This window comes from Aeromonas sp. YN13HZO-058 (assembly GCF_001921245.1).
Classification (GTDB): Bacteria; Pseudomonadota; Gammaproteobacteria; order Enterobacterales; family Aeromonadaceae; genus Aeromonas; species Aeromonas allosaccharophila.
Genome location: NZ_MQSY01000045.1, coordinates 50,999 through 69,907, shown reverse-complemented (window position 1 = coordinate 69,907; position 18,909 = coordinate 50,999). Strand labels below are relative to the sequence as shown.

18 protein-coding genes are annotated in these 18,909 nt (G+C 59.2%); 13 read left to right on the top strand and 5 right to left on the bottom strand.

Annotation, left to right across the window (positions count from 1 at the left end; all coding sequences use genetic code 11):
* Positions 1-86: 86 nt before the first annotated feature.
* On the top strand, positions 87-1,424 hold the full coding sequence (mepM, locus tag BSP75_RS11215) for a murein DD-endopeptidase MepM (RefSeq protein WP_042656426.1): 1,338 nt from the start codon (positions 87-89) through the stop codon (positions 1,422-1,424).
* A gap of 72 nt (positions 1,425-1,496) precedes the next feature.
* On the opposite strand, the gene BSP75_RS11210 is transcribed toward mepM, so the two are convergent.
* The gene (locus BSP75_RS11210) at positions 1,497-2,441 is read right to left on the bottom strand and encodes a D-2-hydroxyacid dehydrogenase (protein WP_075113216.1); all 945 of its coding nucleotides are present in this window, start codon (positions 2,439-2,441) and stop codon (positions 1,497-1,499) included.
* 162 nt (positions 2,442-2,603) lie between these two features.
* Between BSP75_RS11210 and BSP75_RS11205 the strand changes: the two genes are divergently transcribed.
* Positions 2,604-3,185 (top strand): YjaG family protein, encoded by a 582-nt coding sequence (locus tag BSP75_RS11205; protein WP_075113215.1) that lies wholly within the window; start codon positions 2,604-2,606, stop codon positions 3,183-3,185.
* 71 nt (positions 3,186-3,256) lie between these two features.
* On the opposite strand, the gene BSP75_RS11200 is transcribed toward BSP75_RS11205, so the two are convergent.
* Positions 3,257-3,736 (bottom strand): MarR family transcriptional regulator, encoded by a 480-nt coding sequence (locus BSP75_RS11200; RefSeq protein WP_013723454.1) that lies wholly within the window; start codon positions 3,734-3,736, stop codon positions 3,257-3,259.
* A 163-nt stretch (positions 3,737-3,899) separates the two neighbouring features.
* Between BSP75_RS11200 and BSP75_RS11195 the strand changes: the two genes are divergently transcribed.
* Together BSP75_RS11195 and BSP75_RS11190 are read left to right on the top strand one after the other, a co-directional pair.
* Complete coding sequence (locus BSP75_RS11195) at positions 3,900-4,427, top strand: hypothetical protein (protein ID WP_042062940.1); 528 nt, start codon at positions 3,900-3,902, stop codon at positions 4,425-4,427.
* 9 nt (positions 4,428-4,436) lie between these two features.
* On the top strand, positions 4,437-6,035 hold the full coding sequence (locus BSP75_RS11190) for a BCCT family transporter (protein WP_075113214.1): 1,599 nt from the start codon (positions 4,437-4,439) through the stop codon (positions 6,033-6,035).
* 118 nt (positions 6,036-6,153) lie between these two features.
* Here BSP75_RS11190 and BSP75_RS11185 read toward each other — a convergent pair whose 3' ends face one another.
* Entirely contained in the window at positions 6,154-7,392 is a 1,239-nt protein-coding gene (locus BSP75_RS11185) for a multifunctional CCA addition/repair protein (RefSeq protein WP_075113213.1), read from the bottom strand.
* A 237-nt stretch (positions 7,393-7,629) separates the two neighbouring features.
* On the opposite strand from BSP75_RS11185, the gene mutY reads away from it, so the two are divergent.
* From mutY to mltC, 3 genes are all read left to right on the top strand, one after another.
* Positions 7,630-8,682, top strand: coding sequence for an A/G-specific adenine glycosylase (gene mutY, locus BSP75_RS11180; protein WP_075113212.1), 1,053 nt, complete (start codon positions 7,630-7,632; stop codon positions 8,680-8,682).
* Between the two features lie 8 nt (positions 8,683-8,690).
* A complete protein-coding gene (locus BSP75_RS11175) occupies positions 8,691-8,963 on the top strand; it encodes an oxidative damage protection protein (protein WP_075113211.1) in 273 nt (90 codons plus the stop codon).
* A 117-nt stretch (positions 8,964-9,080) separates the two neighbouring features.
* Complete coding sequence (mltC, locus tag BSP75_RS11170; RefSeq protein WP_058052350.1) at positions 9,081-10,184, top strand: membrane-bound lytic murein transglycosylase MltC; 1,104 nt, start codon at positions 9,081-9,083, stop codon at positions 10,182-10,184.
* 85 nt (positions 10,185-10,269) lie between these two features.
* Here mltC and BSP75_RS11165 read toward each other — a convergent pair whose 3' ends face one another.
* Complete coding sequence (locus BSP75_RS11165; protein WP_075113210.1) at positions 10,270-10,656, bottom strand: NirD/YgiW/YdeI family stress tolerance protein; 387 nt, start codon at positions 10,654-10,656, stop codon at positions 10,270-10,272.
* Between the two features lie 254 nt (positions 10,657-10,910).
* On the opposite strand from BSP75_RS11165, the gene BSP75_RS11160 reads away from it, so the two are divergent.
* Positions 10,911-11,936 carry an SGNH/GDSL hydrolase family protein gene (locus tag BSP75_RS11160; protein WP_075113209.1) on the top strand — a complete coding sequence of 342 codons (1,026 nt, stop codon included), beginning with the start codon at positions 10,911-10,913 and terminating at the stop codon, positions 11,934-11,936.
* 266 nt (positions 11,937-12,202) lie between these two features.
* A complete protein-coding gene (ompA, locus tag BSP75_RS11155; protein ID WP_075113208.1) occupies positions 12,203-13,240 on the top strand; it encodes a porin OmpA in 1,038 nt (345 codons plus the stop codon).
* 133 nt (positions 13,241-13,373) lie between these two features.
* Here ompA and BSP75_RS11150 read toward each other — a convergent pair whose 3' ends face one another.
* Entirely contained in the window at positions 13,374-14,396 is a 1,023-nt protein-coding gene (locus tag BSP75_RS11150; RefSeq protein ID WP_042062951.1) for a GGDEF domain-containing protein, read from the bottom strand.
* Between the two features lie 134 nt (positions 14,397-14,530).
* On the opposite strand from BSP75_RS11150, the gene rnr reads away from it, so the two are divergent.
* From rnr to BSP75_RS11130, 4 genes are all read left to right on the top strand, one after another.
* Positions 14,531-16,924: a ribonuclease R gene (rnr, locus tag BSP75_RS11145; RefSeq protein ID WP_042062952.1), complete on the top strand. Its 2,394-nt coding sequence runs from the start codon at positions 14,531-14,533 to the stop codon at positions 16,922-16,924.
* Complete coding sequence (gene rlmB, locus BSP75_RS11140; RefSeq protein ID WP_075113207.1) at positions 16,921-17,670, top strand: 23S rRNA (guanosine(2251)-2'-O)-methyltransferase RlmB; 750 nt, start codon at positions 16,921-16,923, stop codon at positions 17,668-17,670. Before rnr ends, rlmB begins: the two co-directional genes overlap by 4 nt.
* A gap of 7 nt (positions 17,671-17,677) precedes the next feature.
* Positions 17,678-18,247: a Crp/Fnr family transcriptional regulator gene (locus BSP75_RS11135; protein WP_075113206.1), complete on the top strand. Its 570-nt coding sequence runs from the start codon at positions 17,678-17,680 to the stop codon at positions 18,245-18,247.
* A 191-nt stretch (positions 18,248-18,438) separates the two neighbouring features.
* Entirely contained in the window at positions 18,439-18,894 is a 456-nt protein-coding gene (locus BSP75_RS11130; protein ID WP_075113205.1) for a GNAT family N-acetyltransferase, read from the top strand.
* Positions 18,895-18,909: the final 15 nt, after the last annotated feature.

The window sequence follows — 18,909 nt, the reverse complement described above, 5'->3', positions numbered from 1 at the left end:
TTTTTTGTCCAACAAACAGTTTTATACGGTTTTGTCACAACTGACATCGCAACTCACACTCTTTAGATCTAAATACAGGATAGCGGATGAAACGTCTCCGTCCCTTGGTAGTACAGGCTGCCAATTGGGAACCACCGGTTCCCCGCAAACACTTTTACGCCATGCTGATGCTGACGGCCATGACCCTGTCAGCAGTGGCATTATTGCCAGCTCCGGGTGACATCCTCGAGCGGCCGCTGCGTCTTGAGTTGCCCATTGATACCGCCGGTACGGCAACCAACGAAAACAACACCGACTTTAACGAAATCCCCGATCACGAACTGGTTGATCAAAGTGCGCCGGATGACGACATCCCGGTCGACACCACCCCCCAGTGGCAGGATTACCGGGTTCGCAACGGCGAAAACCTGACCGCCATTTTTAACAATCTCGGTCTCTCCACCACCACCCTCTACAAGGTTCTGGACGCGGACAACAAGAACTATCTGGCGCGCCTCAAGCCGGGCCAGAATATCGAGCTGCTGATCGATCAGGACAACATCCTGCAGCAACTCAAGATCCGCCTGAACATCAAGCAGACGCTGGTAATGGCCCGCAGTGACGATGCCTACACCGCCTCCATGATCAATGAGAAGGTCGAGTGGCAACCGCAGCGTTACAACGGGGTGATCAACGGCAGCTTCTATGTTAGTGCCCGCAATGCGGGGATTCCGGCCAACCATATCCAGAAGATTGCCAACCTGTTCCAGTGGCGGATGAATTTCGCCAAGGATCTGCAGAAGGGCGACAAGTTCAAAGTGCTGGTCCGCCAGGAGACGGTGGAAGGCAAGAGCACCGGCAACAGCCAGCTGCTCGGCGTGGAAGTGATTAGCCAAGGCAAGAATGTGTCAGCCTGGCTGGCCGAAGATGGCAACTATTACGACGGTCAGGGCAACAGTCTGGAGCGCGGATTCCGCCGCTACCCGACTCACAGCCGCTACCGGATCAGCTCCAATTTCAACCCCGCGCGCAAGCATCCGGTGACCGGTGCGATCCGTCCCCACGAAGGGACCGACTTCGCGGTGCCGGTGGGTACGCCAGTGCTGGCGACCGGTGACGGTGTCGTCCAGAAGGCGACCAGCCACCCGCTGGCAGGCACCTATGTGGTTATCAAACATGGCCGCACCCTGGCGACCCGTTATCTGCACCTGAGCAAGCTGCTGGTCAAGCCGGGCCAACGGGTGAAGATGGGCGACAAGATCGGCCTCTCCGGCAATACCGGTCGTTCTACCGGTGCTCACCTGCACTACGAGCTGCGGATCAACAACCGCCCGGTCAATGCCATGACCGCCAAGCTGCCGATGGCTGAACCATTGAGCGGCAAGGAGCGTCGTCAGTTCCTCGCCAAGGTGAAGAGCTACCGCAAGGAGCTGGCCGCGGGTTGATACCTGTCGTCACTGCCTGAAATGAAAAGGCCCCGCCAGATTGGCGGGGCCTTTTTGCAGGCGCGGTGAGGGTCAGTAACCCTTGTCGAAGTCGATCTTGCCATCCAGTGGCTGGCCGTCGATAAAGCGGATGTAGTTGCGCACAAATATCTGGGCCACATCCTCTGGGAAGCTGTAGGCGCTGTTGTGAGGGGTGACGATGAGGTTGGGTTGTCCCCACAGCGGACTGTCGGCGGGCAGCGGCTCCTGCTCGAACACATCCAGCACCGCCATCGCCAGCTTGCCGGTACGCAGCGCGGTGAGCAGATCGCCCGAGTGCACGGCGCTGCCGCGGCCTACGTTGAACAGGATGGCGCCCGGTTTGCAGTGTTCGAAGCGGGCGGCATTGAACAGATGACGGGTATCGCGGGTGGCTGGCAGCACGCTGACGATGACATCGGCCTGTGCCAGCATCTTGTTGAGCGCCGGCAGCTGATAAACCTGATCAAACCCGGCCCGCTCCCGACCGCTGCGGCTGATGCCCAGCACCTTCATGCCAAAATGTTTGCCGGTGTGGGCAATATGCTGGCCAATGCTGCCGGTACCCAGGATTAACATAATGCGTCCTTTGAGTCCCTGATAGGGGTGGCTTTGCCACAGGCGTTGCTTTTGCTGCTCCCGATAAAGGGGGATTTGGCGCATCAGGCTGAGCAGATGACCAAAGACATACTCGCTCATCAGTGGGCCGAAGATGCCGCGCACATTGGTGAGTTGATAGTCGCGGCGACTGTCAGGGTTGAGCAGCACATCGACTCCCGCATAGGTGGACTGGAACCAGCTCAGCTTGTTGGCTTTGGGCAGCAGCGGTTTGGCACGGGCCGGTTCGGCCATCAGAATATGGGCTTCGCCAATCAGTTTTTCGGCATCGGCCGGATTATCGGCCCGCAGAATGCGCAGATGGGGGAGGTTGGCGGCCTTGAGCAGCCGTTGGTAGTGAGCATTATCCTGGCTGAGCAAAAGAAGGGTACGTTGGCTCATACTCTTGTTCCTTATCAGAATTTGCGGCGCAACAAGATGCCGCTCTCGTCCCATCTTACCTGACTTCATCTCGCAACATAGCCGACCAGGGCGCTTTTTCGTTTTCGCCGCGCCCCTCGTGGGCTACAATCTGCCCCACATTTTGCAAAGGATCCGACTCCAGTGTTTGGTGACAAGTTTTATAAGCGACTGGCCGAGCTACAGCCTTGGCAACAGACCGTCTACACCCTGGCGCTGGCAGAGCGCATGTACCCCAACTATGCCCTGTTCTGTCAGGCTTCCGGCTTTGGCAATGCAAGTGCCTTCCGGCATGCGCTGGATCAGCTGTGGGTCTACCTCACCGTCAAGGGATCCCGGGTCAATCTGGGTGCCATTCTCGAAGAGTTCGAGTCTCACATTCCGGATCCCCGCAAGTTTGAATCCTACGGCGCCTATCCCGCGCTGGATGCCTGCGTTGCGCTGGGCTGTGCCTACAACTCGGTGATCTGCCGGGTTGGCGAAGAGGCTAACGATGCCAGCCATGCATCAGTCGGTACCGTGGCCGGTTTTATCGAGCTGCTGGAAGAGCGGGATCTGACCGAAGAGGAGCTCTACGAGCACGAGTACATGGAAGCCGAGCTGGAGTTCCAGGTCGAACTGCTCAAGCGGGTTGCCCATGAGCGCGACAGCGATCGTATCCTGGCCATCAGAACATTCGCCTGCCAGGATGGCGTCTCCAATATCGGGATCAGCCTGGAAGAGTAATTCTCTGTGGCCCCTGATAGACAAAAGCTCCCGTTCGGGAGCTTTTTTTATGCCTGAAATTGTTTAACAGCTTATGCCTGCTCTTCGGTGAGGGGTCTGACGCTCAGCACCGGGGCGGCGTCGATTTCATCGGCATTCATCATGGAGGAGATGCGCTGCAGGGAGGAGAGCAGCAGGGTCTGTTCCCACGCTTCCAGCGCCTGAAAACGCTGGATGAAGCGTTCTTGCAGCGGGGTGGGGGCCTGGGCCAGCAGGGCGCGGCCTGCGTCAGTCAGTGTCGCGTGAACCTTGCGCTTGTCGGTATTGCTGCGAACGCGCTGCACCAGTTGGCGGCTCTCCAATCGGTCCATGATGGTGGTTGCAGTGGCCTGGCTCATGTTGGTGTGATCGGCCAGCTGGCGCATGGAGATCTGTCCCAGCTCGTCGATCCCTTTGAGCAGCAAGAGTTGCGGGGAGGTGAGCCCGGCTTCTTTGATCAGGCGCCTGGAGTGCATGTCGATGGCACGAATAATCTGGCGCAGAGCGACCAGCACTTCATCATGTTTTTCCATGGGGTGTGCGTCATTGAAGGGCTATGGAGAGGCGCAAAATTTTCCGCCTAATTCGTCACAAGGTCAATATGGTTTTTGCTGTAATCATTTCTGCTCTAATTAATTTTGTGTTAGGTTGTCGGGCATTTCACGGAATTCACCCTGACATTTGAGGAGCGAAATGATGAACAACGAGCTGGATATCAAGTCTCTGGTGGCCGAGTTACGCGTGGTCAGAGTGCGCTACGAACTGCCGGATACCTCGGCTTTTGTGCGCTATCAACCTGCCTACGAAGAGGACCCCAATACCCTCAAGGTGCACCACTATGATGGTGAATTACCCCTCTCTTGCAGCGAGACAGGTACTTTCAACCTAAAGGAGTTGGTGAATGAATTGCGCTACGCCTATGTGCTGGTTCACCTCTTTCCTGATGAAAGTGCCATGAACTTCTATCTGACCGGCCTCGATACTGGCCTGGCCCAGCTGGAGTTCATCGGCGGCTCTTACGATTTCAACCGGCTCTGGATCACCAGCGGTGTCTCCAATCTGGGCGTTCCCATGGCCATCTTCCTTGGCAAGCGTCACGCCGTGAATGGTCAACCCTCGGTTTCGCTGGTGGATCACCGCGAACAGGCAGCCGGCAAACTGGTCTATCGCGCCATCGGCGGTGCCGGTGATCATGTGGGCGAAGACTTTTTCAACAACGACTAAGGAGGCTGGATGCGAGCAAGCAAAGGGCTATTGAAAGGCCTCAACCCGACCATGGCCATGACGGCCCTCACCGTAATCACCCTGTTTTTGCTGTTTGGCGTATTTGTTCCCGATACCGCGGCCGCCTGGTTTGTCGGTGCCAAGGATCAGATCATTGCCGGGTTCAAGTGGTACTACATTCTGGTAGTCGCCCTGTTCCTGTTCTTCGCTGTCTACCTGATGTTCAGCCGTTTTGGCAGCATCCGACTGGGTGACGACGACCAGGTACCGGAGTTCGGCTACTTCGCCTGGTTCTCCATGCTTTTTAGCGCGGGCATGGGTATCGGTCTGGTGTTCTGGAGCATCGCCGAGCCGATGAACCATCTGCAGGGCAATCCATTCATTACCGAAGGAATGACCCCGGAAGCAGCCCAGATCGCCATGCGCCTCACCTTCTTCCACTGGGGTCTGCACCCCTGGGCCATCTATGTGATCGTCGGCCTGTCTCTGGCCTTCTTCAGTTATCGCCGCAAATTGCCGCTGGCTATTCGCTCTGTGCTCTATCCCATCCTCGGCGAGCGGATCTACGGCTTCTGGGGCCATGCAGCCGATGTGCTGGCGGTGTTCGGCACCGTGTTCGGGGTGGCGACTTCCCTCGGGCTGGGTGTCTCCCAGATGAATACCGGCCTCAACCAGATGTTCGGCATGGCAGTGTCGCAGTCCAACCAGCTCTGGCTGATTGGCGGCATCAGCCTGATCGCCACCCTCTCGGCGGTCTCCGGGGTCGGGCGCGGGGTGAAGATCCTCTCCGAGCTCAATATCTGGCTGAGTGTGTTCGTGCTGGGCCTCTTTCTGGTGCTGGGGCCGACCACCTACATCCTCAACGCCTATGTGCAGAACATCGGTGATTACCTGCAGAACATCATCAAACTGAGCTTCTGGACCAACACCGAGGCCAACGGCACTTCTGCTTGGCAGTCGAGCTGGACGGCGTTTTACTGGGGCTGGTGGATTGCCTGGGCGCCGTTTGTCGGCATGTTCATCGCCCGCATCTCCAAGGGGCGTACCATCCGCGAGTTTGTGCTCGGTGTGTTGCTGGTACCCTCGCTGCTCGGCATGTTCTGGCTCACCGTGTTTGGCGGTACGGCGATGAATCTGGAGCTGTTTGGCGGTGGCGGCGTGGTGGCCGCGGTCAATCAGGATGTGACGCTGGCGCTCTACAAAACGGTCGAGCTGCTGCACTGGGAGACCTTCGGCTGGATCGCCAAGGCCGTGCTGACCCTGCTCATCTGCACCTACTTCATCACCTCCAGTGATTCGGGCACGCTGGTCATCACGACCCTGCTCTCCATCGGTGATCAGGAGCCGCCGGTACTGCACCGCGCCGTATGGGGTCTGGGGCAGGGGCTGGTTGCCGCCATCCTGCTGGTCTCCGGCGGCCTGGCAGCCTTGCAGGCGGCCAGTATAATAGCGGCGCTACCGTTTTCGGTGATCATGCTGGCGATGTGCTATTCGCTGATGCTGGGGCTCAAACAGGAGAGCCAGCGCCAGTTCGAGTATCGCCAGAACCTCAAGCGCCACGATGGCTCATCCCATATGAGCCTGATGGAGCGAATTGGTCCGGCATAACGGCACCAGCAGGGGTTAGCGCCCCCTCACATATCAATCTGGATGCAAAACGGCCGCCCTGGCGATGCTCTCCTTGCGGAGCTCATCATCATGGCGGCCGTCTGTTATGGGACCGAGGTTACTCCTCGATAAAGGTCCACTCATCCTTGATGCGGCTGATGGCATCGGTCCGCTTTTTGGCGAGCTGTTCCTTGATCTCTTCTCCCTTGAAACCGGCCGCCACTATCTCTTTGACCGGCACCGCCTGGGCGGCAGCCAGCGCTTCGGCCACGTAGTCAGGCTCGGCGTAGACCCGCTCCTCGAAACCGGTACGGCCGTGGAAGTCGGCGCGGCAGGCATCCAGCAACTGGGCAAATCGCTCGGGACGGCGCCAGGCATCTGCCTTGTCGAACACCTTGAGCAGGGTGGCGGGCTTGAGCTCAAAGGCGATGTGGATGTGGGTATGCAGATCGCTTACCAGCAGCGCCAGATCCCGGCACTCATTGGGTACCCGGAACCGCTCGCACAGGGCGCGAATAAGCGGCAGTCCCTTCTGACCGTGACCGTGATGGCTGGGCCAGAACTCTTTGGGGGTGATCCCCTTGCCAAGGTCGTGGCAGAGGGCGGCAAAGCGGACGGTCAATTCCGGGGAGATCCGGCACGCCTGCTCCAGCACCATCAGGGTGTGGATGCCGGTGTCGATCTCCGGGTGCCACTTGGCTGGGGCGGGGACGCCAAACAGCGCATCAATTTCGGGAAACAGCGCCTTGAGGGCGCCGCACTGGCGCAGCACCTCGATAAAGATCTGCGGGGTTGGCCCCAGCAGCACTTTTTCCAGCTCCTTCCAGACCCGCTCCGGAGTGAGGTGAGCCAGCTCGCCGGCTGCCGTCATCTCGCTCATCAGGGCGAGAGTTTCCGGCGCGATGGTAAAGCCCTGAGCGTGGAAGCGGGCGGCGAAGCGGGCGACCCGCAGGATGCGCAGCGGGTCTTCGGCAAAGGCGGGGGAGACGTGGCGCAGCAGCCGTTTTTCCAAATCCTCAATGCCACCGTAGGGATCGTGGAGCTGGCCCTGATCATCTTCGGCGATGGCGTTGATGGTGAGGTCCCGGCGCAGCAGATCCTGCTCCAGGGTCACATCGGGGGCGGCGTGGCAGACAAAGCCGGTGTAGCCCTGACCCTGTTTGCGTTCGGTACGGGCGAGGGCATACTCCTGCTGGGTTTTGGGGTGAAGAAACACGGGAAAGTCGCGACCGACCTGGGTAAAGCCCAGCGCCAGCATCTGCTCCACGGTAGCGCCGACCACCAGATGATCCCTGTCTCCCTGCGGCAATCCCAGCAGGCGATCCCGCACTGCGCCCCCAACCAGATAAGTCTGCAAACCGTCTCTCCCGTCATCAATTGTGGGGCCGAGTATATCGTCTTTGTTACCGCTTTGCTGCCTGACCACCACCTGGCCGCAGCGCCAGTCAGCGTGGCTTTGACTTGGGCGGGACGAGGCCTTACGCTGCCGCACCAGACAGCTGGCGCTGTGTTGCGTGATGGCGTTATGCCCGCGCTGGCCAGATGAGCCAAAGGAACCGCAGAGTTCCCCTTATATCAACGACATGAGAACAACGTGAATCAATCAACCTTCGCAAGCCGGGTTCTGGAGTGGTACCAGCTTCATGGCCGCAAAACCCTGCCCTGGCAGCAGGAGAAGACCCCTTACCGGGTCTGGGTCTCGGAGATCATGCTGCAGCAGACTCAGGTCGCTACCGTGATCCCCTATTACCAGCGTTTTATGGCACGCTTCCCCGATGTGGTGGCGCTGGCTAATGCCCCCGTCGACGAGGTGCTGCACCACTGGACCGGGCTTGGCTACTACGCTCGGGCCCGCAACCTGCACAAGGCGGCCCAGCAGATCCGCGATCATCACCACGGCCTCTTTCCCGAGCGCTTTGACGAGGTGATGGCATTGCCCGGCATTGGCCGTTCTACCGCCGGGGCCGTGTTGTCGCTCTCTCTGGGTCAGCCCCACGCCATCCTTGATGGCAACGTGAAGCGGGTACTCACCCGCTGGCTGGCGCTGCCGGGCTGGCCCGGCCAGAAACAGGTGGAGAACGAGCTGTGGGAGATCGCCATCCGGCTCACTCCCAAGCTCGGTGTGGCGCACTACAACCAGGCGATGATGGATATCGGGGCGACGATCTGCACCCGCAGCAAGCCGGCCTGTGATCGCTGTCCGGTGCGGGCCGATTGCCAGGGGCTGTCGCAAGGCAAGCCCACCGCCTATCCCAACAGCAAGCCGAAAAAGAGCATTCCGGCCCGCGATGGCATCATGCTGCTGATCCGCCACGGCGACGAGTTGCTGCTGGAGAAGCGGCCGCCGCAGGGGATCTGGGGCGGGCTCTACTGCTTCCCGCAGGTGGCCTCGCTGGCGGAGGTGGATGGCCTGCTGGCCAATCTGGGGCTGGCGCATCACGGTTATCGGGAACTGGCCGGTTTTCGCCATACCTTCAGCCACTTCCATCTCGATATTCAGCCGCTGCTGATTGACATTGATGAGGCGCAGCCGCTGCGGCTCATGGAAGCAGATAACCGACTCTGGTATAACTTACGCCATCCTGCCGAGGTGGGGCTGGCGGCCGCCACGGCCCGTCTGCTCGCCTATCCAGAGTTACAACCATAGAGGTCAACATGAGCCGTACTGTATTTTGCCAACGCCTGAAAAAAGAGGGCCCGGGTCTGGATTTTCAACTCTATCCCGGTGAGCTCGGCAAGCGGATTTTTGACAACATCAGCAAGGAAGCCTGGGCCGAGTGGCAGAAGAAGCAGGTGATGCTGATCAACGAGAAAAAGCTCAACATGATGAATCTTGAGCATCGCCAACTGCTGGAAAAAGAGATGGTCAGCTACCTGTTTGATGCAGGTGAAGTGGAGATCGAAGGTTACACCCCGCCTGCCCAGTAAGCTCACCGGCTGTTGTACGTGTGAACAGGTGCGGGAATGGCGCCACACTAGCGTGACCGCTCCTGAAGTCGCAGCAAATGAATGATGGGCAGCTCTGCTGCCCGGTTTGAGGATCCTATGGGCCGAATTTTTTGGCTGCTGTGCACCCTGCTGTTTCTCTCTGCCTGCTCATCCTCTCCCAAGCCCAGCGGGAGTGAGGATGACGATCTGGTCAACGGCAAGGACATCCGCGGTTTTGAACACATGATCAGCGCGCTCTCCCATAACGTGAACGAGATATGGGGGCGGGAGGCGCTGTTTGCGGGCAAGTTTGACTACGTAAAATACACGGATCAGTACAAGAGCCGGGCCCACATCGACTTCTCCAGCGGTCACATCATGGTGGAGACGGTCTCGGGCATAGATCCCCGCGCTCACCTGCGTCGCGCCATCATCGAGACCCTGCTGACCCCGGATGATCCGGCCGAAGTGGATCTTTACTCCGATCGGGAAATTCTGACCGGCGGCGAGCCCTTCCTCTACGGTCAGGTGCTGGACAATCAGCGCCAGCCAATCCGAGCCTCCTGGCGCGCCGAGCGCTATGCCGATTACCTGCTCAGCACGGCGATGAAGAAGCGTACCTTGGGTATTCGTACCATCTTCTTCGTCGATATTCCCATGGTGGCCAACCATGAAGACAGGCGGGGCTACAAGTATGCGGGGATCATCCGGGAAGCGTCGCGCAAATACGGCGTGCCGGAGAGCCTGATCTATGCGGTGATCAAGACCGAGAGCAGCTTCAACCCCTATGCGGTGAGTCATGCCAACGCTTATGGCCTGATGCAGGTGATCCCGGCTACTGCCGGTCGTGACGTCTATGTGCGGGTCAAGGGCAAGAACGGCCAGCCGACCCGGGAGGAGCTGTTCAATCCGGCCTACAACATCGATGTCGGTACCGCCTATCTGCACCTGTTGCAGACCGTCTATCTGGCGGATATCGAGGACCCGCGCTCCCGTCGCTATGCGGTGATCTCTGCCTATAACGGTGGCGCCGGCGGGGTGCTCAACACCTTCTCCAGCGATCGCAAGGCGGCGCCGGGCCGGATCAACCAGCTCTCCCCCGAGGCGGTCTATCAGGTGTTGACCGAGCAGCATCCCAAAGAGGAGGCGCGCCGTTACCTCTACAAGGTCAACCAGGCCGAGAAGGGGTTCAAAAGAACCTTTTCTGGTCGGGCCGGTTAAGCGGTAACGCTGCGTTAACCATGCAAAAGGGCGCTTGATAGCAAGCGCCCTTTTAACGTCTGGCCAGTTCGTCGGTGAAGTGGCCTTATTTGGCGATGAAGCCGCCCTTGGTCTGCGGGGCTGCGCCCACTTTCTCCAGGGTTTTCACTTCCACTTCGGTCTTGTTCCAGCTGTGGTCCACTTCACCACGGATGCGGATCAGATCGTCCGGGCCCACTTCGGTGCCGCGCCACACATCCTGATCCACTTCGACCTCCACTTCACCGCTGGCATCGCGGAACAGATAGTTCTCGCCGCCCAGATGCTTGACCAGTTTCCCTTCCAGCGTGGCCCAGCTGTCATCGGCCAGATCTTTCAGTTGAGCAACGGAGACCTTGTTCTGCTCCTGCGGGCCGGTATAGGCCGCCATGGCAAAAGAGGAGACAGACATCAGGGTCAACAGTCCGATTACGCTTGCGCTTGCCTTGTTCATTTCATACTCCTGTCGTTGGTATGAGGGCATTGTGCCGCGCGGGGCGTGAAACAAGCGTGAAAGAAATACGCAGTTGTGATTGTCTGTTTTGTGAGCGCAAGCGATTTCATCGGTGATGGAACATGTGTGATTTCATCTGGAACTGTAATCTGTCGCCTTCACCAGAAGTCAGTGGTGGCAGACTCTTCCCGTGCTTGCCGCCATTCGAGGGGAAGTCCGCAGGTCTCACCTGCTTAATCGAAGAGCATAACAATATGAAAAAATGGCTTGTTTGTTTATTGGGGTTAATGGCATTGACCGCGCAAGCGGCAGAGGGACGCCAGCCTTTTTCCCGGGTCGTGATGTTTGGTGACAGCCTCTCCGACACCGGCAAGATGTACAAGAAGATGCGGGGATATCTCCCCTCCAGCCCACCCTACTTCAACGGGCGCTTCAGCAACGGCCCGGTGTGGCTGGAGCAGTTGCGTGACCAGCATTTCCCCGGTCTGGTCGTGGCCAACGAGGCGGAAGGCGGCGCGACGGCGGTGGCATACAACAAGCTGGGCTGGTTTAACAAGTGGGCATGGGATCCCAAGTATCAGGTGATCAATAACTTCGATTACGAGATCGATCAGTTCCTGAAAAAGGACAAATTCCGCCCCGATGACCTGGTGGTGATCTGGGTCGGTGCCAACGACTATCTGGCCTATGGCTGGAACACCGAGCGGGATGCGGATCGGGTGATCGATACCATCCGGCTGGCATCCAACCGGTTGGTGCTCAACGGCGCGCAGCAGATCCTGCTGTTCAACATCCCGGATCTGGGGCAGACCCCGTCGGCCCGCAGCATGAAGGTGGTGGAGAAGGTGCGCCATGTGGCCCGCTACCACAACCAGCGGCTGCAGAACCTCACCCGCGAGCTGGCCCCCCTTGGCATCGTGAAGCTGTTCGAGGTCGACAAACAGTTTGACGAGATGGTGCGCGATCCCCAGCTGTTTGGTCTGAGCGACACCGAGCACGCCTGTTATGACGGCGGCTACATGTGGAAGCCCTTCTCAGGCAGCGCCGCCGAGGTTGCCCCGGCTCCGGCTTTGAGTCTGTCCGAGAGGGTGGCGATCGCCGGTAACCCGATCCTGGCGCAGGCGGTGGTGAGCCCGCAGGCAAAACGTAGTGCCGCAGTCCTCAACTGCGACGAGCATATGTTCTGGGATCAGGTGCATCCGACCAAAACCGTGCACACGGCACTGAGTCAGCGCGTGGCTGATTTTATTGACCGGAACTACGAGTTTGTTCGTCACTGATTCCTCACAGGGCCAGCATGCTGCTGGCCCCTGTTCTCCCCCGGGCCCTCTTCAATGCGTCTTTTTGCGTCACACTTAGTTCAATTAACAAACATTTGTTGCTGTTTTTGTAACACACTTGCGTTACAGTGTTTTTTGTTAATTGATATCAGTGACTTGAAAATAGGCTAACGTTGATATGCTGCGATCGCTTTTGGGTGGTTGCACCTATAAGACGAGGTGATATCAATCAACCTCCTCCTACATAAAGTTGCAGAGGCTCAGACATGAAAAAAACATTGATTACCTTGCTGGTTACCGGCTTGCTGGCGGCCAATGCCCAGGCTGCCGGTCAGGACAACACCTGGTATGGCGGTGCCAAACTGGGTTGGTCCAACTTCTACGGCATTGATGAAAGCAATGCCCTGACGCTTGGCAATGAGACCAACGATGCCCTGGGTGCAGGTGTGTTTGGCGGCTATCAGATCAACCAGAATCTGGGGCTGGAGCTGGGTTACGACTACCTGGGCAATTACAAATACGATGCGACTACGGCGGCTGGCGCTTTCAGTGATGAAGTGAAAGCGCAGCTGGCGCAGCTGACCCTGAAACTGGGTTTCCCGGTTACCGATAATCTGGATCTGTATGGTCGTGTCGGTGGCGGTTATGGTTGGGCTGATACCAAGAGCGATGTCTACAAAGATGACAGCCGCTTTGTCATGGTCGGCGCACTGGGTGCCGAGTATGCATTCAACCTCGACTGGGCTGCTCGCCTGGAGTACCAGTACACCACACCGTATGGCGACCGTGATGACACCGGCGTGAGAATGGATAACGGCCTGCTGTCGCTGGCGGCGGTTTATCGCTTTGGTCAGGTTGCCCCTGTGGCGCCCGCCCCGGCTCCGGAACCTGCTCCCGCGCCTGTGATGGTTGAGAAGCAGTTCACCCTGAGTTCCGACGTGCTGTTTGACTTCAACAAGGCGACCCTCAAGCCAGAGGCCAGTCAGGCGCTTGATAGCCTCTATACCCAGATCGAAGAGGCGCGACCCAAGGATGGCGTAGCAACCGTGATTGGTCACACCGACCGTATCGGTTCCGATGCCTACAACCAGAAGCTTTCCGAGCAACGTGCCCAGACCGTCGCCAACTATCTGGTTGGTAAAGGGATCCCGGCCGCCAAGATCAATGTGGAAGGGCGTGGTAAATCCTCACCGGTTACCGGCGACAGCTGTGTCAGCAAGTCCAAACGTGAGCTGATCGTCTGCCTAGCTCCGGATCGCCGCGTTGAAGTGAAGGTGGAAGGGGTTGCCGAGGCTCAGCAATAATCTGCTGAACCAGCCTCTTGCGGGGCGGTGACAAGGCCGCCTCGTTGGTTGTGAAATACAAAAAAAGCCAGTCAGTTGATCTGACTGGCTTTTTCATTTAACGGAGCAAGGCGTTATGAGGGGGGGGGCAGTATCAGGACGGCAGCGGCATCACCCGGTTGCGGCCGAGCTCCTTGGCCTTGTAGAGCAGCTTGTCGGTACGTTCGACCAGACAGTCCGCGCTCTCCTGACCGTTGAACTCACCCACGCCAAATGAGGCGGTGATGTGGTCGATACGACGACCCGACTTGCGATCCAGAATCGACATCCGTTCAATGGCCCGGCGCATGCTTTCCGCCATCTGTCTGGCCAGTGCCAGCGCGCGATGGGGAACCAGCAGGGCGAACTCTTCTCCGCCGATCCGATAAGCGGTTACCCCCTCCTGACAGGCGTCACGCAGCCGTTTGCTGAAGGCACGCAGTACCTGATCGCCGAGCAGATGGCCATATTCATCGTTGAAGTTCTTGAAGCGATCGATATCGGTCAGGATCAGCGAGAAGGGGTGCTGGCTGCGGATCAGCCCTTCCAGTTCCAGATCGAAGGCGCGACGATTGAGCAGGCTGGTGAGGGCATCCTCGTTGGCCAGCTTGCGGGTCTCGTTGAGCGCCGCTCGCAGCTCCTTGATCTCTTTCTCGGCATTGCTGATTTGATTGCGAAAGTGCATGGTGGACATCCGCACGTCCCGCGATTCGCGCACCAGTTCCCGCAGGATCCCCATGGTGTCTTCCAGGCTGAAGCCCTCGTCATCGATGCGGCTGAGCTTGTCAAAACTCTTGTCGAGCATCTCCTGAAACATGCCGGTATCGGAGATGGCGTCCTGCATGGAGTGACCGAGCTCGTTGGCCATGGCGGCCAGGCTCAGCTTCATCGCCTCCATCTGCTTCTCATCCTGAGCGGCCAGATACTGGTGATAGAGCCGTTCGCAGGTGGTGAGCGAGCAGGTTCCCTGCAGCTTGACGGCCTGATCGATCGCCTGGTTGAGCTCGGGCATGCTGGCCGAGACATAGTTGTACCACAGGTGGTAATTGTCCGGCGTCGTGGGGATCTGGTACTTGATCATCAAGGGTACCGCCTGCTTGAGATAGGCGGCAGATTGGGCAAACGTGTCCTTACTCATGAGTTCCGTGTCTCATCATGCCAGCGAACTGAAGATAGTATGACAGAGAGATTGGCCAAAAGGCAGCCGATGGATGCCATTCGCCCCCCCCTTCGATATAATGGCTGGGTTATTACCTACCCTAAGGCCTGCTTATGTCTCAAAAAGATCCTTTCCTCCAACGCGAGGCCGAAAAATACGAAAACCCCATCGCCAGTCGCGAGCTGATCCTCGAACTCATCAAGGGTCACGAAAAGCCGATGTCCCGCGAAGAGCTGGCCAAGGCACTCAAGCTGACTGACGAAGAGCCGTTGGAAGCTTTGCGCCGTCGTCTGCGCGCCATGGAGCGCGATGGGCAGCTGGTATTCACTCGCAACCAATGTTACGCCCTGCCGGATCGTCTGAATCTGGTCAAAGGGTATGTACTCGGCCATAAAGATGGTTTCGGTTTTCTGCGCCCGGAAGGTGGTGGACCGGATCTGTATCTGAACAACCGCGAGATGCAGCGCCTGATGCACGGTGACTATGCGCTGGTGCAGCCGACCGAGATTGACCGCAAGGGTCGTCAGGAGGCGCGTCTGGTGCGCCTGCTCAAGCCCCGTGAGGCAGACATCGTCGGCCGTTACTTCGTCGAGAACGGCGTCGGTTTCGTGGTGCCGGACGACAGCCGTATCGGTCAGGACATCATCATCCCGGAAGGCGAAAACAAGGGTGCTCGCCAGAGCCAGGTCGTGGTGGTGCGCATCAACCAGCGCGCCAACTCCCGCATCAACGCGGTCGGTACCGTACTGGACGTGCTGGGCGAGAACATGGCGCCGGGCATGGAAATCGAGATCGCTCTGCGTACCCACGGTATCCCGCATACCTGGCCGGAGGAGGTGACCAAGGAGGTTGCCGGTCTCGGCGAACAGGTACCGGAAAAAGCCAAAGAGGGTCGTATCGACCTGCGCGCCCTGCCGCTGGTCACCATTGACGGGGAAGATGCCCGCGACTTCGATGACGCCGTCTTCTGTGAAGCCAAGCGTGGTGGCGGCTGGCGCCTGTGGGTTGCCATTGCGGACGTATCCGCCTACGTGAAGCCAGGCACTGCGCTGGATGCCGAAGCCTATCAGCGCGGCAACTCGGTCTATTTCCCCGAGTTCGTGGTGCCCATGCTGCCGGAGGTGCTCTCCAACGGGCTGTGCTCCCTGAACCCGCAGGTTGACCGTCTCTGCATGGTGTGCGAGATGACCATCTCCGCCGCTGGCCGCATGTCCGGCTACAAGTTCTACGAAGCGGTGATGAACTCCCATGCGCGCATGACCTACAGCAAGGTCGCGGCCATTCTGGATGGTGATCCCAAGCTGCGTCAGCAATATGACCCGCTGGTGGGCCACATCGAAGAGCTCAACAACCTCTACAAGGCGCTCAAGCACGCTCGTCATCAGCGTGGCGCCGTGGAATTCGAGAGCGAAGAGACCCGCTTCATCTTCAACGCCCAGCGCAAGATCGACCAGATCGTGCCGCTGGTGCGCAACGACGCCCACAAGATCATCGAAGAGTGCATGATCCAGGCGAACGTGGCCGCGGCCCGTTACATCGAGAAGAACGAAGCCTTTGCCCTGTTCCGGGTGCACGACCGTCCGGGTGAAGAGCGTCTGACCGGTTTCCGTGATTTTCTGGCCGAACTGGGTCTGGAGCTCAAAGGCGGTCTCGAACCCGAACCGAAAGACTTTGCCGAGCTGGCTGCCAAGTTTGAAGGGCGCCCGGATGCCGAGCTGCTCTCCACCATGCTGCTGCGCTCCATGCGTCAGGCGGTCTATCAGGCTGACAACATCGGTCACTTCGGTCTGGCGTTGAAGTCCTACGCGCACTTCACCTCGCCGATCCGTCGCTATCCCGACCTGATCCTGCACCGCGCCATCAAGTACCAGACTGCAAAAGAGCAACAGGGCAACCTGCGCCACAAGTGGACCCCGAGCGGTGGTTATCACTACCAGCTGGAAGAAGTGGACCCGATGGGCGAGCACTGCTCCATGACCGAGCGCCGTGCCGATGATGCGACCCGCGACGTGGCCGACTGGCTCAAGTGCGAGTACATGCTGGATCACGTGGGTGACGAGTTCGATGGCGTGATCGCCAGCGTCACCGGCTTTGGTTTCTTCGTCCGTCTGGCGGAGATCCACATCGATGGTCTGGTCCACGTCAGCACCCTCACCAACGACTACTACCAGTTTGATCCCCTGCACATGCAGCTGATCGGCGAGAACTTCCGCCGTCGCTACCGTCTGGGTGACAAGGTGCGGGTCAAGGTGATGGGCGTGAACCTGGACGATCGCAAGATCGACTTCGTGATGGTGGAAGAGCCGCTCAAGGCCACCGGCAAGAATGCCAAAGAGATGGCGCGCAAGCAGGCCGAAATCAAGAAAGAGAAGGCCAAGAGCGCCCAGCGCCACGAAAAACGCAAAGAGGGCAAGGATCACGGCAAATCCGACAAGGGTGGCCGCGCCAAGCCCAGCAACAGACGACCGAGCAAAAACGCTCGCGATAAGGCCAAGAGCACTAAATGAGTACTGAATTGATCTACGGCATTCACGCTGTATCCGCGCTGCTTGAGCGCACCCCGGAGCGTTTCATCGAAGTGTGGGCCCTCAAGGGGCGGGATGACGACCGGCTGCAACCCCTGCTGACCGAGCTTGAATCCCTCGGTCTCAAGGTGCAGAGCGTGAACCGCAAGACGCTTGATGATAAAGCCGAGGGCAACAATCACCAGGGCATCATGGCCAAGGTGATCGAAGCACCCAAGCTGGCCGAGCACGATCTGGCCAGTTTGCTGGACAGTCTGGCCGAACAACAGACCCAGCCTTTCCTGCTGGTGCTGGATGGCGTGACTGATCCGCACAACCTCGGTGCCTGCCTGCGCAGCGCCGATGCGGCCGGGGTCCATGCGGTGATCGTGCCGCGGGACAAGGCTACCGGCCTGACTTCGGTGGTGCGCAAGGTTGCCTGTGGCGCCGCCGAAGTGGTGCCCTTGATCCAGGTTACCAACCTGGCGCGCAGCCTGCGTGAGTTGAAGGAGCGCGGCGTCTGGTTGGTTGGCACGGCTGGCGAGGCGGACCACGACCTCTATCAGGCCAAACTGACCGGCCCGATGGCGCTGGTGATGGGCGCCGAGGGCAAGGGGATGCGTCGCCTGACCCGCGAACATTGCGACGAACTGGTGAGCATTCCGATGGCGGGGGCGGTGTCCAGCCTCAACGTTTCGGTGGCGACCGGCGTCTGCCTGTTCGAAGCCGTCCGTCAGCGCCGCAGTTAATGCCGTGATGACCGACAGACCCCCCTTCAGTTGGGCGCAGGTCGCAGATAAAGAGGAGGCCGCGCGCCTCCTCTCTTTTGCCCGCTCGCTGACCCTGGCTCCCAGATCTTGCCTCTGGCACGCCGGCGACAGCCCGGATCTGCTGGTCAGGGTGGAGCAGGGGCTGCTGCGGGCCAAAGTGGTGCTGGCGGATGGCCGCGAGTACATCAAGGAGTTCTACTGGGAGGGGGACGAGTTTCTCGACTTCCACCATCTGCTCAGTGGCGAGCCCGCCCGCTACAGCGTGGAGGCGCTGGAGCCCTGCCGCTTGCAGTTGTTCCAGCTGGCCGACCTGCGCCCGCTCTGCTGTTGGCCAGTCTGGTACCAGCACCTGCTGGAGATACAACTGCGCATCAAGGAGGAGAAGGAGCTGTTGCTGCTGACCGGGAGCCCGCAGGCCCGCTATCAGCACTTTCTGGACAGTTTTCCCGCACTCGATGCCAGAGTGCCGGATCACCAGATCGCCGCCTATCTCGGCATTACCCCCATCAGCCTGAGCCGCATTCGCAAGCGGTTGAAAGCACTTGGCGAGGGCTGACTTCCTCTCTATTAGCGCCCGATTTTGTGCAAAGGGGTTGGTGTTGCTCCCTATACCCGATCTACCCGCGCATTACGCTGCATCTGCAGCCTGAGCCGTATTCGCAAACGACTGAAAGAACTTAACAAAGGTTAATGCAGGGCGCTGGCGTCACGATTATGCTGGCAGGCCGAATTGATAAGGAGTCGCCGATGAACTGGATCCTGAAACCCTGGTCTGAATTGACCACTGACGAGTTGTACGAGTTGTTGGCATTGCGGGCCGAGGTGTTCGTGGTGGAGCAGACCTGCCCCTTCCAGGATCTGGACGGGCTGGATCGCCGCGAGGGGGTCTGGCACCTGCTCGGTTATCAGGGCGAACAGCTTGCTGCTTACGCGCGGATCATGGCGCCCGGTATCGGTGATGAGAGCGGCGCCGCCATCGGCCGGGTGGTGACCTCACCGAGAGCGAGAGGGGGCGGCCTCGGCCACACGCTGATCGCGCAAGCGGTGACAGCCTGCGAGGCGCGCTGGCCGACTCACAGCATCTGGCTAGGCGCGCAGGCCCATCTGCAGGGCTTCTACGGCCAGCACGGCTTTGTGGCTGAAGGGGAGGGGTATGTCGAAGATGATATCCCCCATATGGGGATGCGCAGAGCCGTGGCCTGACCGCCAGGCAAGGTG

Coding starts and splice junctions, on each gene's coding strand:
- BSP75_RS11135 (WP_075113206.1), top strand. CDS start 17,678: ATGACCGACAGACCCCCCTTCAGTTGGGCGCAGGTCGCAGATAAAGAG.
- mepM (WP_042656426.1), top strand. CDS start 87: ATGAAACGTCTCCGTCCCTTGGTAGTACAGGCTGCCAATTGGGAACCA.
- BSP75_RS11130 (WP_075113205.1), top strand. CDS start 18,439: ATGAACTGGATCCTGAAACCCTGGTCTGAATTGACCACTGACGAGTTG.
- rlmB (WP_075113207.1), top strand. CDS start 16,921: ATGAGTACTGAATTGATCTACGGCATTCACGCTGTATCCGCGCTGCTT.
- BSP75_RS11210 (WP_075113216.1), bottom strand. CDS start 2,441: ATGAGCCAACGTACCCTTCTTTTGCTCAGCCAGGATAATGCTCACTAC.
- BSP75_RS11195 (WP_042062940.1), top strand. CDS start 3,900: ATGAACAACGAGCTGGATATCAAGTCTCTGGTGGCCGAGTTACGCGTG.
- rnr (WP_042062952.1), top strand. CDS start 14,531: ATGTCTCAAAAAGATCCTTTCCTCCAACGCGAGGCCGAAAAATACGAA.
- mltC (WP_058052350.1), top strand. CDS start 9,081: ATGGGCCGAATTTTTTGGCTGCTGTGCACCCTGCTGTTTCTCTCTGCC.
- BSP75_RS11200 (WP_013723454.1), bottom strand. CDS start 3,736: ATGGAAAAACATGATGAAGTGCTGGTCGCTCTGCGCCAGATTATTCGT.
- BSP75_RS11165 (WP_075113210.1), bottom strand. CDS start 10,656: ATGAACAAGGCAAGCGCAAGCGTAATCGGACTGTTGACCCTGATGTCT.
- BSP75_RS11150 (WP_042062951.1), bottom strand. CDS start 14,396: ATGAGTAAGGACACGTTTGCCCAATCTGCCGCCTATCTCAAGCAGGCG.
- BSP75_RS11190 (WP_075113214.1), top strand. CDS start 4,437: ATGCGAGCAAGCAAAGGGCTATTGAAAGGCCTCAACCCGACCATGGCC.
- BSP75_RS11175 (WP_075113211.1), top strand. CDS start 8,691: ATGAGCCGTACTGTATTTTGCCAACGCCTGAAAAAAGAGGGCCCGGGT.
- ompA (WP_075113208.1), top strand. CDS start 12,203: ATGAAAAAAACATTGATTACCTTGCTGGTTACCGGCTTGCTGGCGGCC.
- BSP75_RS11160 (WP_075113209.1), top strand. CDS start 10,911: ATGAAAAAATGGCTTGTTTGTTTATTGGGGTTAATGGCATTGACCGCG.